The sequence below is a fragment of the Kitasatospora sp. NPDC089913 genome, assembly GCF_044748625.1.
In the GTDB taxonomy this organism is placed as follows: Bacteria; Actinomycetota; Actinomycetes; order Streptomycetales; family Streptomycetaceae; genus Kitasatospora.
The window spans coordinates 157154-171161 of sequence record NZ_JBIVGI010000008.1; the positions used below are offsets into that span (position 1 = coordinate 157154).

Consider the following 14008-nt stretch of genomic DNA (forward strand, 5'->3'; position numbering starts at 1 on the left):
GCAGACGGCGGAGTGGGAAGTCAGATACACCGACTTCCCACTCCGCCGGGTCACACCCGCGCCAGGCGCAGCCGTTGCGACCGCCACGGAGGCGGATCCGCAGGCCCGTTGAACCACACCCGGACGTCCTCCCCCTCCCGCACCGGCAGCGCCGGGAAGTCGTTCACTGCTTGCTCGGTCCGGTGAAGGGCGTGAGCCGGGCCGAGGTGCCGGGCGGCGTACGCGTCGAACGCCGCCGCGTCCGGCGGGTGGCAGACGGTGGCGCCTACCTCCGCGTCCACGGCCGCGAAGCCCGGCCCCCGGAGCAGCAGGACGTTGTCGCTGTCGACCATGGTCGCGTTCGCCGCCTCCCGGTGCTCCCGCCACACCGGCCCGCCGTAGAAGGCCTCCAGCGAGCGCCGGCGGCTCGCCATGTCGGGGAAGGCCCGCAGCCAGACGAAGCGGTCCGGGTCGTCCAGGTCCCGGAAGCGCCCGCCCACCGCGATCCCGACCGCCTCCTGCCCCGTCACGAACTCCCGCTCGAACAGCTCGATCAGGGTGTCCCGCGCCCCCGGGTGCAGGGTGTACTGCCGCAGCTCGACGATCAGCGACGTGCTCACAGGCCGACCGTCGCCGGGCCGGTGCGGGTGAAGTCCATGACCCAGTTGAGTTCCCAGGTCACTCCCCCGTCGGCCGAGAACTCCTGCTCCCAGCGCGCCGCGTCCGGGCCGAGCCGGTGCCAGGTGAAGTGGACCCGGATCGGCCGTCCCTCGTAGGTGTCGTCGCCGTAGAAGTCGCCCCGGTCCCCCGTGAAGCCGCCGGTCACCGGCGGGTCGAGCCGACCGGTCCGGCTGCTGGACCAGTAGATCGACCACTGCCCGGCCTCCCGGTCGAACAGCCGCAGGGTCACGCCCCGGCGGCCGTCGAGAGTGGGGAAGGTGATCTCGTCGATGTTGCCGGCACCCTCGAACAGCGGCCGGACCACCGACCGGCCCGGGAACTCCTCCCAGCGGCCGGATCCGGGGTCGAGCGGGGTGGTGGAACGGCGGTTGGCCACGTCCCAGGAGCCGTGGAGGAAGTCGAAATCGTTCATGCGCCGCAGGTTAGGGGCGTTCCACTGACACCTCCTGTCAGTGAAGTCGGTGGAGTACCGGATACTCGGCGCCATGCGCGCGAGCCGACTCGTCACCCTGCTGCTCCTGCTCCAGAACCGGGGCCGGATGACCGCCCGGCAGCTCGCCGAGGAGCTGGAGGTCTCCGTCCGCACCGTCTACCGGGACGTCGAGGCCCTCGCCGCCGCCGGCATCCCGCTGTACGGGGACGCCGGGCACGCGGGCGGCTACCGGCTGCTCGACGGCTACCGGACCCGCCTCACCGGGCTCACCGGGGACGAGGCCCAGGCCGTCTTCCTCGCCGCGCTGCCGGAGGCCGCCGCCCAGCTCGGACTCGGGGAGGCCCTCGCGACCGCCCGGCTGAAGCTGGACGCGGCGCTGCCCGAAGCCCTGCGCGAGCACGCCGGACGGATCCGGCAGCGCTTCCTGCTCGACGCGCCCGGCTGGTACGGCGACGCCGACCGCGCTCCGCACCCGCACCTCGCGGCCGTCGCCACCGCCGTCTGGGAGCAGCGGGCGGTGCTGCTGCGCTACCGGCGCTGGCGGGCGCCGGAGGAGATCGAGCGGCGGATCGAGCCGTACGGGCTGGTGCTGAAGGCCGGGCGCTGGTACCTGGTCGCGGGCGGGGCGTCCGGGCTGCGGACGTACCGGGTGGACCAGATCCTCGGGCTGCGCCTGCTGGACGAACACAGCGATGCCCCCGCCGGCTTCGACCTGGCCGCCCACTGGCACGCGCACGTGGCCGACTTCCGGGCCCGGCTGCACACCGGGGAGGCACTCGTCCGGGTGACGGCGGAGGGCGCGCGGCGTCTGGGCCTCACACGTTCGGGTGGTGATGAATGGACGGAGGCCCGGGTGCCGATCGAGTCGGTCGAGCACGCGCACGGGGAGTTCCTCCGCCTGGGCGCGGACGTCGAGGTGCTGGCGCCGCCGGAGCTGCGGGAACGCATCGCCACCACCGTCCGAAAGCTCGCTGCCCGCTACGACGCGTCGTAGCGGGCAGCGGAACTTCAGCCTTCGGCGGGGATCACCCCTCGGTGATCTCCAGCGTGAGCGGTCCACCGGGGACCGGCTGCCCGCCCGGGGTGCCGTAGCCGGTACGAAGCCAACTGGCGTCGACGATCTCGAAACCGACGGTGTAGGTACCCGCCGCGATCCCGTACGGGACGGAGACCGAGAGAACGGCCTTCCCGTCGGCGCCGACGGTCGTTCCGCCGCTGACCTGGCCGACGACCGTGCCCGCGCTGTCGTACAGGTAGCTCGAGAAGCCGTTGACGGGAGCGACGGGGGCGACCACCTGCGCGTTCACGACGAAGGACCGGTTGGGCGCCTGGCTCTTCGGGATGCTGGTGACGTTCAGAGCGGCCGAGGTCACCGTCGGCGGCGTGGTGTTCGGGAGGCCCCGGACCTGCACGCCGATACCGGGCGCCCAGAAGTCCGAGCCGTAGACGGCCACGTTCCCGGCGCCGTCCGTGATGGCGGCCCCGGTGAGGGCGCAGCCGGACGGCGACCCGTTGTTGGACTGCCCGAGTCCGGCCGGGACCGAGTAGCTGCCGTCCGGCTCCGCGGTCGGGGTCGTCGACGAGGAACCGCACGGGCCCGTCCAGAACAGCTGGATCGAGCGGACGCCGCCCTGCGCGCCCCGGACGTTCATCGACACCTTGAACGGGGCGGGTCCCGTCCAGGTGTTGAGTTCGTTCGGCGTCGCGGTGAACCCGTCGGCCTGGACGGTCCCGTTGGAGGTGACCGTGATCAGCGGGGCGTTGAGGCCGTTGAAGGACTTGGCCTGGCCCGCGTTGTTGGTGAGCGTCACCGAGGCGACGCTCCACGTCCCGGCCGGTGCCGTGGAGGGGATCAGCACCACGGCGGAGCAGTACGGGTGGTTGGCGTCGGACTGGCAGGTCGAGTAGAGCTGCCCGTCGTAGGTGGAGTTCTCGAACGACCCCGTGAGCGTCGCCCCACCAGGGCCGACCAGCTTGACCGTGCCCTTCCAGAAGCCCGACTGCTGCTCCTGGATGCCGAGGTTGTAGACCACATAGGCGTTGTTGCCCGCGTACACGTAGGCGGGGCGGCCGGTGTAGACGGTCGACACGGTCGGCTGGAGCGCCGTCGCCGTCGAGACCTGCGAGGTGGCGGTGAGCACGTTGCCGAAGCCGGCCAGGGCGGATCCGGCCAGCACCTGGCGCTGCTGGCTCTGGATCTCGTGGAGGGTCACCAGCGAGACCGCCCACTTCGCGGTGGCGGCGCCCGCGTAGCGGGGCACGGCGAAGCGGTAGGAGTAGGTGGCGCTCGCCGCGTTGCCGGAGACGAACGAGGCCCCGCCGTAGACGTTGTTCTCCTGGAGGAACGAGACCACGCGGCTCTGGCCGACGTAGGTGTCCGGCCCGTCGCCCTGCTGGCGGACGACGATCGTGCCGCCGTTCTGCCGGGCCTGCGGGTCAGAGTCGGTCACGGTCCAGGTGAGGGTGACCGCGGCGGTCCCGGTGGAGGCGTCGACGGTCGGCTGGGAGAAGCTCAGGGCGGACAGGCCGAGCCGGTCGCCCGCGCTGAAGTAGCCGAAGACATCCGCGACGACGTCGGTGGAGCCGACGTGGTTGTAGAACGCCACCTTGCCGTCCGCACCGACCGGCACCGTGACCAGGTTCGGCACCGTCTGCCCGGCCGAGAAGTTCAGGTTGGAGGCGGAAGGAACGCTCCTGCCGCTCGGGTAGACGGAGACGAAGCTCTCGGCGGTCGGCTCCGTGACCGTGACGTTGAGGACGACGGCGGTGACGTTCCGGGACGGGACCTCCGAGACGCCTGCGACCTGGAGTCCGATGCTGGCGTTCTCGCCCACCTGGGCCTTCACACCGCCGGTGCCGGTGCCGTCGCGGGTGTCCAGCAGCCGCTTCGGCGTCCCCAGCGTCCGGAGCACGCCGCCGGTCCGGGGCTCGCCGGAGACGTAGTAGCCGGCGAGGTCGGCTACGACGTCGGTGGAGCCGACGTGGTTGTAGAACGCCACCTTGCCGTCCGCACCGACCGGCACCGTGACCAGGTTCGGCACCGTCTGCCCGGCCGAGAAGTTCAGGTTGGACGCCGAGGGGACGGCGTTGCCGCTCGGGTACACCGTCAGGAAGCTCTCGCCGGTCGGCCCGGTGACCGTGACGTTCAGGACCACGGCGGTGACGTTCCGGGCGGGCACGCCCGCGACGCCCGCGACCTGCAGGCCGATGCTCGCGTCCTCGCCCACCTGGGCCCGCACGCCACCGGTGCCGGTGCCGTCACGGGTGTCCAGCAGCCGGGTCGGGCCGTTGGCGACGAAGGTCGAGGCGGCCTTGTCGAGGGTGAAGTAGCCGGCGAGGTCGGCGACGACGTCGGTGGTGCCGACGTGATTGAAGAAGGCCACCCGACCGTCGGAGCCGACCGGGACGGTGACCTGGTTGGGCACGGTCTGGCCGGGCGAGAAGTTCAGGTTGGAGGTGGTGGGGCGGGTGCTGCCGGTCGGGTAGACGGCCAGATAGCTGTCACCGGTCGGGTTGGTGACGGTGACGTTGAGGACCACCGCGGTCGGCCGGACCGAGGGGTTGCCGGACACCTCGGAGACGTCCAGGACCAACGGGCTCTGCCCGACGGGCCGTACGTCGCCGCCGGTGCCGGTGCCGTCGCGGGTGTCCAGCAGCCGGGTCGGGCCGCTGGGGACGAAGGCACCGGCGAGGTCCTGCTGATACGGCAGCGTTCCGCCGGCGAGCTTGGCCGTGGTCTCCTCCGGCACCGCCGGTGCAGCTGCTGTGGTCACCGGAGCCGGCGCGGGGCCGGCGGCCGCTGCAGCCGTGGCCAGGCCGGGAAACAGCGTCAGGCCGGCCGCCACGGCGAGAACCGCCCAGCGGCCTGACCTCCCGCCGGGCCCGGAACCCGGTCGTCGCGTGAACATGCTTCCCCCGTCTCGTCGAACCCCCGACCCGGACGGGCGGGAATCGCGCACGCCTCGACGGGGACGAGACATTGAAGCAGAACGATCACTCGCTCCGCGCACGAGTATTCGAGTGGCCCCGGACGGCGGTGGACGTCCGGGGCCCGGGGCCTCAGGGGCAGGGGGTTCAGAAGTCGAAGACCTCCCCGGCGGTGCGGACAAGGACGCAGTGGTTGCCGTAGGTGTGCCGGAAGGAGAGCGGGCGACCCCGGTAGGTGCCGGAGGCGGTGGCGGTGTAGGGGTCGTACTGGTCGGTGCAGACGCCCGGGTCGACATTGAGCCGGGCGAGGTGCCCGTTCACCGAGTCGACCAGGCGGCAGGCGGTGACCGGGTCGGGGTGGGTGGTGGCGGTGCCGCCGAAGGGCGGGCACTCGAGGGTGACGGTGCGGGGCGTTCCGCTGGAGGGGGTGTCACCGTGGGCGACGGTGAGGCGCAGACTTGTCCCCGGGGCGAGGACGGTGGTCGGGGAAGCCGTGCTGATGGGGCCGGCGATGCTCGCGAGGGCGGTGGTGAGCAGCGTGGTCGCGAGGAGGGCGAGGGCGCGGGTCGTCTTCACGTCCGGTGCAACGAGCCCTTCGGTGGCGGCGTCACGGCAGATCGCGGTACTGGCGTGGGAAGTCGGTGACGTCGACTTCCTGTGCGGTGAGGTCCTGGCCAGAAGGCACCGCGCGTCAGGTCACGCCAGGTCACGCCGGGGCGGCCGGTGAGCGGAAGGCGCGGCGGTAGTCGGTGGGCGTCACACCGACGCGGGCGGTGAAGTGGCGCCGCAGGTTGGTGGCGCTGCCCAGCCCGCTGCGCTCCCCGATCCGTTCCACCGGGAGGTCGGTGGCCTCCAGGAGGGACTGCGCGCGGGCCAGGCGCTGGTTCAGGAGCCACTGGAGCGGGGTGGTGCCGGTGGCGGCCTGGAGCCGGCGGAAGAAGGTCCGCGGGCTCATCCGCGCGCGGCGGGCCAACTCGTCGACGGTGATCGGGTGTTCGAGGTTCTCGGTGGCCCAGGAGAGCACCGGGGCGAGGCTGTCGTCGTCGGCGACCGGGAGCGCGAGGTCGACGAACTGGGCCTGTCCGCCGGGGCGGTGGGCGGGCACCACGAGTTTGCGGGCGAGCTGGTTGGCGACGTGGGCGCCGAGGTCGCGGCGGACGATGTGCAGGCACAGGTCCAGCCCTGCGGCGACACCGGCGCTGGTGAGCACCTGGCCCTCGTCGACGTACAGCACGCCGTCGTCCACGGTGACGGCCGGGTACCGGCGGGCGAGCTCGGCGGTGTGGGACCAGTGCGCGGTGGCCCGCCGTCCGTCCAGCAGGCCGGCGGCGGCGAGGGCGAACGCGCCCGTGCACAGGGACACCATGCGCGCGCCCGCCGCCGCGGCCCGGCGGAGTTCGGCCACCAGCGCGGGCGGGATCTCCCGCTCGCCGGTCACGCAGGCGTCCGGTACCGAGGTGACGACCACGGTGTCGGCGTCGGCCAGGGCGTCCCAGCCGTGCTGGGCGCGCAGGGAGAGGCCGAAGCCGCCCGGCGCGCGGGCCGGTGGGGGCGCGTCCGGGGTCTCGGCGCACAGGCGCAGCTCGTACCAGCGGTCGGCGAGGTCGGGCTGCGGGATGCCGAACACCGCGCAGGCCATGCCAAGTTCGTACATGTCCCAGAGCGGGATCTCGGCGTGGTCGACGACGGCGACGGCGACCGTGCCGGGCCGCGCGACCGTATCGGACGCGGAGACGGGGGCGGTCATCGGCTCCACCTCTCTGGCAGGAACAGTTCGACGAAGGGCAATCCTGCCACTGTTGGCGCTTCCCGGGCGCTGGAAACGTGGGTCCTGCCGATCAAGAACCGCGACACAACGGCATGAGCGGACAAGCACCGACGAACGCCCTGAACGGGAGACAACCCCATGACGCACGAACAGCCGCAAGAGGCACAGCACCCGGCACCGGCCACCGCCCCCGAACCCGTGACCGTCCTCGGCCTGGGCGCGATGGGCACCGCGCTGGCCGAGGCCTTCCTCGCCGCCGGACACCCGACCACCGTCTGGAACCGCACGCCGGGCAAGGCCGAAGCCCTGGTCGGGCGCGGCGCCGTCCCGGCCGCCTCCCCGGAGGCCGCGATCACGGCCGGCGGCCTGATCGTCGCCTGCGTGCTCGACTACGACGCGCTGTCCGCCGTGCTGTCGGGCCAGGAGGCGCTGTTGAGCGGCCGGACCCTGGTCAATCTGACCTCCGGCTCGCCCGAGCAGGCCCGCGCGTTCGCCGACCGGGCCGCCGGAATCGGCCTGGACTACCTGGACGGCGCGATCATGATCACCCCGCCCGGGATCGGCGGTCCGGACGCGACGGTGCTCTACAGCGGTGCCCCCGACGTCCTGGCCCGCCACCGGACCGCGCTCGCCGCCCTCGGCGAACCGGTCGACCTCGGCCCGGACGCGGGGATCGCCGGACTGTACGACACGGCGCTGCTCGGGCTGATGTGGTCCGCCCTCAGCGGCTGGCTGCACGGCGTCGCCCTGGTCGGCGCGGACGGCGTCCGCGCGGCCGAGTTCACCCCGGTCGCCACGCGGTGGCTGTCGGGTGCCGTCGCCGGCTTCGTCGGCCGGTACGCCGGACAGGCCGACGCCCGGACCTACCCGGGGGACGACGCCAGCCTGGACGTGCATCTGGCCGCGATGGAACACCTGCTGCACGCGAGCCGGGCCCGTGGGGTCGACACGACGCTGCCGGAGGTCTTCGCCGACCAGGTCCGCCGGGCTGTCGCCGCCGGACACGGTGGCGACAGCTACGCGCGGCTGATCGAGGTGATCGCCAAGTGAGTGCTCCGTCCGGTGTCCGTGGTGTCGGCGCCGGTTCGCGCACAGGGGCTTCCCCCTCCCCCTCCCCCACCCCCGCCGCCTCCACCACCACCTACGCCGCCTCCACCTCTGCCCTCACCCTCGCCCTCGCGCCTGACTCGCCGTCCGCTGCCGAATGGGCAGCGCTGGTCGTGGACGCCGCCGAGGTGACCACGACCGTCCTGGAACGGGCGGCGGACGCCGACTGGTCGCGCCGCCCCGAGGGGAGCGACTGGACCGCCCGGGCCACCCTGGACCACCTCGCTCTGGGCGTGCTCGGCTACGCGGGCCTGCTGACCGCGCGGCCCACCGATCGGTACATCACCCTCTTCGGCTCACTGGACCCGGCCGCTCCGATCTCCCACTGCCTGGAGGGACTGCGGATCGCCGCCGAACTGCTGGCGGCAACCGTCCGCACAGCACCGCCGGAGGCCCGCGCCTGGCACCCCTGGGGCCACTCGGACGGTCCGGGCTTCGCCGCGATGGGCATCGTGGAACTGCTGGTCCACGGGTGGGACCTGGCCGGGGTGTTCCAGCTCGACCGGTCGGCGCCGGACCGTCTCGCCGGCCCGGCGGTGGCCCGGCTCTTCCCGGAGGCCCCGCCCGGACACGGTGGCACGGACACCCTGCTCTGGTGCACCGGCCGCACCGCACTGCCGCACCTCCCCCGCCGCCCGGCGGGGGAATGGCGGTGGGACGGTCGCGTGCGCTGAGTACCGGACGCCACCGCACCGACGGACGGCACACGCGGCGCAGGACGGCGGCCGCCGTGCACCACAACACCCGCAGGAGCGAGGAACGAAGGCGGCGCCACAGCTCGACACCCCGACCCGGGCCGGGGACAGCAACAGGACGGCGGACAACGACATGACAGGCGAAGTACTCGACCACGGGGCCTCGATCCCGGGGCCGCCCCACCGGCTGCCCCACGTCCCACAGCCTGCCGTTTCGGCGCCCCTGCCCGCTTGTACCGATCGGCACCTTTCTGCTGCGTCCGACGCACCGGTGCCCCCTGCCGATCGGCAGGGGGCACCGGTGAGAGCCAACACTCCGGGCGCAGCGGCGCCGCACTTACCCCGCGTTGGCGCCGGAGTTGCCGTCGCCACTGTTGACCTGGCGGCGCTGGGCCTTCTGGTAGCTCCGCACCATCCGGCCCGCACCGACGGTGGCCGCCGCCACGACGCGCGTCCAGCGCGGGCCCCCGCGGTCGGCCCACACCACGCACACACAGCCCCCGATGACGAGCGCCAGTACGCCGATCAGCACTGCACCGATCATGTCGCCCACCCCTAAGTCCTTCGTTCTCGTACGGCTGGAAGCATAGTCCCAGGTCGGGCGCCGGTTCAGCAGCCCGGCGCGCGGATCGGGCAGGCCGGACGGGACGGGCACGCCGACGACGCGGGAGCGGACCGACGCGCGGATTGCCTGCGCGCGCCGGACCGGGCGGGCCGCACGACGACCGGCCCGGCACCGGAAGGGCCGTCCGGGAAGAACAGAGCTGCCCTTCCGGGCACCGCTCACTCCCCGGACGAGTCCGACGGCGACGAGGCCGACGGGGAGTCCGACGGCGACAAGGCCGGCGGGGAGGCGGGCGCAGCGGCGCGGATCAGCTGGCGCAGGGCCCCGTAGTACACCTCGTGGTCGGTCACCACGGGCACGATCTCGGCGATCCCGCCGCTCAGCACGGGGAAGTCCTCCGGGTCGAGTGCGGCCAGTGCGGCACGCGTCACGGCCCGGGTGGCGGCGGGGTCGCGGTGGTCGACGAAGCTCGCGCTGCCGAGGGTGAGCAGGTACATCCGCCGGTAGGCGGTGATCGCCTCCTCGGCGGTCATCCCGGCCGCGATGCTGTCGGCGAGCTGCGGTTCGACGAGCCGGGCGAGCAGGTTCCGGCCCATCCAGGGGCGGCTGCCGCGCAGGGCGACGAGCCCGGGGTGGGCGGTGAGCAGCCGGTACAGGGCGGCGAACCGGCTCTCGGTGGCGTCGGCCCAGGGGGTGCCGGGCGCGATGTCCGGGAGCCGTTCGGCGAGGTGGTCGGTGACCAGGTCGAGCAGGCCCGCCAGGTCGGTGCAGCGGCGCTGGAGCGAGGCGACGGAGATGTCCAGCCGCGCCGCGAGGGTGCGGAAGCTGAGGGCGGCCGGGCCCTGGTCGTCGACGACGGACAGGGCGGCGACCGCGATGCGTTCGGGTGTGGCGCGGTCGAGGGAGGCGGATTGCCGGGGCATGCGGCACAGCGTACGGTACGCCGTACCGGAAGACGGACCCGTGGAGGCGGCACCATGCGACAGCAGCTCGGCTACGACGACATCAAGGCGGCGACGGAGCGGATCGCCGGCCACGTCCGGCCGGTGGCCGTCGCGCCCGCCGAGGGCCCCGGGGCCACGGGGCTCACCGGGAGCACCGGAATCACCAGGAGCACCGGGAGCACCGGGAGCACCGAGGGTGCCGAGCTGTGGCTGGCGCTGGAGTACCTCCAGCACACCGGGTCGTTCAAGGCGCGCGGCGCGCAGAACTTCCTCCGGGCCCACCGCGAGGCCGGGACCCTGCCTGACGCGGGAGTCACCATCGCCTCCGGCGGCAACGCCGGGATGGCGTGCGCGTGGGCGGCACTCCGGCAGGGGGTGCGGGCGACCGTGTTCCTGCCCGCCAACGCGCCGCAGGTGAAGATCGCCCGGCTGCGCTCGTACGGGGCGGACGTCCGGCTGGTCGGCACGGAGTACGCCGAGGCGCTGGCGGCCTGCGAGGAGTTCGCCGCGACCAGCGGCGCGCTGGCGAGCCACGCCTACGACCATCCGCTGATCGCAGCGGGCGCCGGCACCCTGCTGGAGGAGATCCACGCGCAGGTGCCCGGCCTGGACACCGTGCTGGTCGCGGTCGGTGGCGGCGGGCTGTTCGCGGGAGTCGCGACCGCCGCCCGGCAGCACGGGATCCGCGCGGTGGCGGTCGAGCCGGAGGGCTCCCGCGCGCTGCACGCCGCCCTCGCGGCGGGCCGGCCCGTGGACGTCACCGTCGACTCGGTCGCCGGTGACTCGCTCGGCGCCCGCCGGGCCACCGCCCTGGCCGTGGACGCCGCCCGCCCGGAGGCGGGCGGCACCGGCGCCCTTTCGGTGCTCGTGCCGGACGAGGCCATCGTCCGGGCCCGCCGGGAGCTCTGGGAGGACCGCCGGATCCTGGTCGAGCACGGCGCCGCCACCGCCCTCGCCGCCCTGCTCACCGACGACGGCGGGCCCGATGACGGCAGCACCGGCACCACCTACGGCTACCGCCCCGCCGACGGCGAGAAGGTCTGCGTCGTCCTGTGCGGCGCCAACACCGACCCGGCCGCGGTCTAGGTGCTCCGACCCACGAGGCAGGGGACGCGGCCGGCGGGGCCGGCGGGTGGCGTTCCCGCTCGCTGCGGCAGGCCCTGACCCGGGCCCGTCCGTCGAGCGGGGCACGGTCGGAGCATTCGGCCCTGCCGCTGGTACGCGGCCGACCTCGCCGACCCCCCGACCTCCCCGGCCCCCGGCCCCCGGCCGCAGGCCCGCCGACCCGCAGGCCCGGGGGCGTTCGCTCCCGGGCAGCGCGGCCCCGGCACGGGCCCGGGAGACACCTCCTACTCCCCCGCCCCACCCCCCAGCCGGTCCCCCAGCGCCGTCCGCCGGTACAGCACCTGCCGCCCGTCCCGGGCCCGGGCGACCAGGCCGTTGGCGTGCAGCACCCGCAGGTGCTGCGAGACGGCGCTCGGCGTCACCCGCAGCCGGCGCGCGAGTTCGACGGTGGCCAGCGGCTCGTCCAGCATGGTGAGCAGCCGGGCCTTGGCCGCGCCCACCAGTGCGGTGAGCGCCCGGGGCTCGACGACGGGCGGGCGGGACCAGAGGGTCGCCACGCCCCGGCACGGGTACGCCAGCGTGGGCGCGCCGTCCGGACTGAGCGGTGGCGCCGGCTTGTGGGCGAACACGGACGGCAGGAGCAGCAACCCCCGCCCCGAGGCCAGGACATGGTGCCGGCCGATCATGTCGGCGATGTGCAGCACCCCCCGGTTCCAGCGCAGGGAGGGGTGCATGTCGGCGAAGAGCAGGCGGGCACCGCCGAGGGCGAGCCGGCGCGCGCGGTAGGTCATGTCGGCCTCCAGCAGCATCCGCATCCCCGGCCACTCCGGTCGCACCGCGATCTCCCAGTAGCGCCGCAGGAGTTCGCACAGCTCGTCGCGCAGCCGGCGGACGGCCGCGTCGCCGGAGCCGGCGCGGTCGAGGGCGGTGCGCAGGGGCTCGGGCGGCGGATCGGGGAGGTGGGTGTCCAGCAGGTCGCGCCGGACCACCGCCGGCGCGGTGCGGCGGACGACGGCCAGCTCCTCCTCGAACGACGGCGCGAAGCTCGCCGGAGGGGGAGTGAGGAAGTCCGGCACCGTCCGCCGTGAGGCGACCAGGGAGAGCAGCAACCCGCTGTCGAAACCGTCGAGTTCACCGATCGACCGGAGGACGGACCGCCGCCAGGGCAGGTGCAGCGCCGACAGGCCCGGTTCGCGCAGGACGCGCAGGCTGAGCACGGTCTCGTTCAGCGACGAGAGGGCGAACCGGGTGTCCGCGAGGTCCTCGACGCCCAGCTCGAAGGTGATGACCATGAAGCGCCACGCTACATCGATTGGCAACGGCGCGCCGCCGGGCCAACCTCCGGGTATGACTCGCCGCCTGCTCCTGCTGCTCACCGTCACCTGCGCCGTCGGCGTGGGAACGATCTACTTCCCGCAGGCGATCACCCCGCTGATCGCCGCCGGCCTGGACACGTCCGAGAGTTCCGCCGCACTGGCGGTGACGTTCACTCAGATCGGTTACTCCATCGGCATCTTCCTCATCGTGCCGCTCGGCGACCGAATACCCAACCGCCGACTGCTGACCACCCTGCTCGGACTCACCGGCGTCGAACTGCTCGCGGCCGGCTGCGCGCCCACCCTGCCGGTACTGCTGGCGGCGAGCGTCGCCGTCGGGACCACCACGGTGGCCGCCCAGGTGGTGTCGCCGATGGCGGCCGGGCTGGTGCCGGCCGACCGGCGCGGGGCCGTGATGGGCACCCTGCTGAGCGGGGCCACCGGCGGCATGCTGCTGGCGCGGACGTTCAGCGGCACGCTCGGCGAGTACCTGGGCTGGCGCGCCCCCTACCTGGCGGCGGGGGTGCTGACGCTGGTGCTCGCGGCCGTCCTGACCCGCGCCCTGCCGGACGTCACCGCCGTCGCCCCGGCCGTCCGGCCGTCGTACGGGTCGCTGCTGGTCGAGCCGCTCCGACTGCTGCGCGACGAACCCGAGTTGCGCCGATCGGGCTTCTACCAGGCCATGGTCTTCGGCGGGTTCTGCGCCGTCTGGACCTGCCTGCCGCTGCTGCTCACCGGGCCCGAGTACGGGTTCGGCGCGCAGACGGTCGGGCTTGTCGCACTGGTCGGGGCGGCGACGATGGTCTGCACGCCGTTCGCCGGACGGCTGGTGGACCGCCGGGGCGCCGACCCCGTGAACCTGGCCGGACTGCTCGGCGCCCTCGCCTCGGCGGCGGTCCTGGCAGCCGGGGGCGGGGGCGGCGCGGCGGGGCTGGCCGTCCTGGTGGGCGGCACGCTGCTGCTGGACGTCTCGATGCAGTCCGGCATGATCGCCAACAAGACCCGGGTGTACGAGCTCCGGGCCGACGCCCGCAGCCGGCTCAACACCGCCTACATGACGTTCGGGTACCTCGGCGGCAGCGTCGGCTCGTGGCTCGGACTGCGCGCCCACGCCCTGGCGGGCTGGCCGGGCGTCTGCACCCTCCTCGCCCTGCTCACCGCCCTCGCCCTGAGCCGCCACCTGTTCGAGGCGCGCCGCCGCCGCACCGCGGCGCCGGCTGTCCGCGACCACCTTCCGGAGCGGCCGCGCGAGGACGACCGGCGGGACGGCCGAACCAGGGAACAGCGGACCGAACAACCGACCCGGCAGCGGGCCGGGCGCGAGCACGAGCCCACCCCGTAGCCCCCGCGGCACACCCCGCAGCCGGCACCCCTCCCCGGAGCGGCCGATCCGGAGCACACGGTTCTCCTGTCGTTCGAGCCACCGGCCCGTTAAGGTCGCGTTCATGACAATAACCCCGGGGCGACCGCTCCCGAGGAAGCCCCGCTAGCATTCGCCCCGCAGAGCACAGACGCGCACACCCCGACA

General features: G+C 74.0%; 13 protein-coding genes. 5 read left to right on the top strand and 8 right to left on the bottom strand.

The genetic code is table 11. The annotated features are described in order from the left end of the window. Positions 1-50: 50 nt before the first annotated feature. The gene (locus tag ACIPYS_RS15395; protein ID WP_400746453.1) at positions 51-599 is read right to left on the bottom strand and encodes an NIPSNAP family protein; all 549 of its coding nucleotides are present in this window, start codon (positions 597-599) and stop codon (positions 51-53) included. Then, positions 596-1072 (bottom strand): hypothetical protein, encoded by a 477-nt coding sequence (locus tag ACIPYS_RS15400; protein WP_400746456.1) that lies wholly within the window; start codon positions 1070-1072, stop codon positions 596-598. The genes ACIPYS_RS15395 and ACIPYS_RS15400 overlap by 4 nt, the downstream gene beginning before the upstream one ends. 73 nt (positions 1073-1145) lie before the next feature. Here ACIPYS_RS15400 and ACIPYS_RS15405 point away from each other — a divergent pair, with 73 nt between their 5' ends. Beyond that, a complete protein-coding gene (locus tag ACIPYS_RS15405; protein ID WP_400746459.1) occupies positions 1146-2087 on the top strand; it encodes a helix-turn-helix transcriptional regulator in 942 nt (313 codons plus the stop codon). A gap of 31 nt (positions 2088-2118) precedes the next feature. On the opposite strand, the gene ACIPYS_RS15410 is transcribed toward ACIPYS_RS15405, so the two are convergent. From ACIPYS_RS15410 to ACIPYS_RS15420, 3 genes are all read right to left on the bottom strand, one after another. After that, positions 2119-4866, bottom strand: a complete 2748-nt coding sequence (locus ACIPYS_RS15410; RefSeq protein ID WP_400746462.1) for a hypothetical protein — start codon at positions 4864-4866, stop codon at positions 2119-2121. 301 nt (positions 4867-5167) lie between these two features. After that, on the bottom strand, positions 5168-5596 hold the full coding sequence (locus ACIPYS_RS15415; protein WP_400746465.1) for an SSI family serine proteinase inhibitor: 429 nt from the start codon (positions 5594-5596) through the stop codon (positions 5168-5170). 130 nt (positions 5597-5726) lie between these two features. Then, positions 5727-6767 (bottom strand): GlxA family transcriptional regulator, encoded by a 1041-nt coding sequence (locus tag ACIPYS_RS15420; protein ID WP_400746468.1) that lies wholly within the window; start codon positions 6765-6767, stop codon positions 5727-5729. A 159-nt stretch (positions 6768-6926) separates the two neighbouring features. Here ACIPYS_RS15420 and ACIPYS_RS15425 point away from each other — a divergent pair, with 159 nt between their 5' ends. Then, the gene (locus tag ACIPYS_RS15425; RefSeq protein ID WP_400746470.1) at positions 6927-7838 is read left to right on the top strand and encodes an NAD(P)-dependent oxidoreductase; all 912 of its coding nucleotides are present in this window, start codon (positions 6927-6929) and stop codon (positions 7836-7838) included. After that, a complete protein-coding gene (locus tag ACIPYS_RS15430; protein WP_400746472.1) occupies positions 7835-8569 on the top strand; it encodes a maleylpyruvate isomerase N-terminal domain-containing protein in 735 nt (244 codons plus the stop codon). The genes ACIPYS_RS15425 and ACIPYS_RS15430 overlap by 4 nt, the downstream gene beginning before the upstream one ends. 358 nt (positions 8570-8927) lie before the next feature. Here the strand turns inward: ACIPYS_RS15430 and ACIPYS_RS15435 are convergent, their stop codons facing one another. After that, positions 8928-9134, bottom strand: a complete 207-nt coding sequence (locus tag ACIPYS_RS15435) for a hypothetical protein (protein ID WP_400746474.1) — start codon at positions 9132-9134, stop codon at positions 8928-8930. 239 nt (positions 9135-9373) lie between these two features. Continuing rightward, positions 9374-10078: a TetR/AcrR family transcriptional regulator gene (locus tag ACIPYS_RS15440; protein WP_400746476.1), complete on the bottom strand. Its 705-nt coding sequence runs from the start codon at positions 10076-10078 to the stop codon at positions 9374-9376. 54 nt (positions 10079-10132) lie between these two features. Between ACIPYS_RS15440 and ACIPYS_RS15445 the strand changes: the two genes are divergently transcribed. Further along, the gene (locus ACIPYS_RS15445) at positions 10133-11185 is read left to right on the top strand and encodes a threonine/serine dehydratase (protein WP_400746478.1); all 1053 of its coding nucleotides are present in this window, start codon (positions 10133-10135) and stop codon (positions 11183-11185) included. 263 nt (positions 11186-11448) lie between these two features. Here the strand turns inward: ACIPYS_RS15445 and ACIPYS_RS15450 are convergent, their stop codons facing one another. After that, positions 11449-12456 carry a helix-turn-helix transcriptional regulator gene (locus tag ACIPYS_RS15450; RefSeq protein WP_093862882.1) on the bottom strand — a complete coding sequence of 336 codons (1008 nt, stop codon included), beginning with the start codon at positions 12454-12456 and terminating at the stop codon, positions 11449-11451. A 55-nt stretch (positions 12457-12511) separates the two neighbouring features. Between ACIPYS_RS15450 and ACIPYS_RS15455 the strand changes: the two genes are divergently transcribed. After that, positions 12512-13822, top strand: a complete 1311-nt coding sequence (locus ACIPYS_RS15455; RefSeq protein ID WP_400746481.1) for an MFS transporter — start codon at positions 12512-12514, stop codon at positions 13820-13822. The last annotated feature ends 186 nt before the right edge of the window (positions 13823-14008 follow it).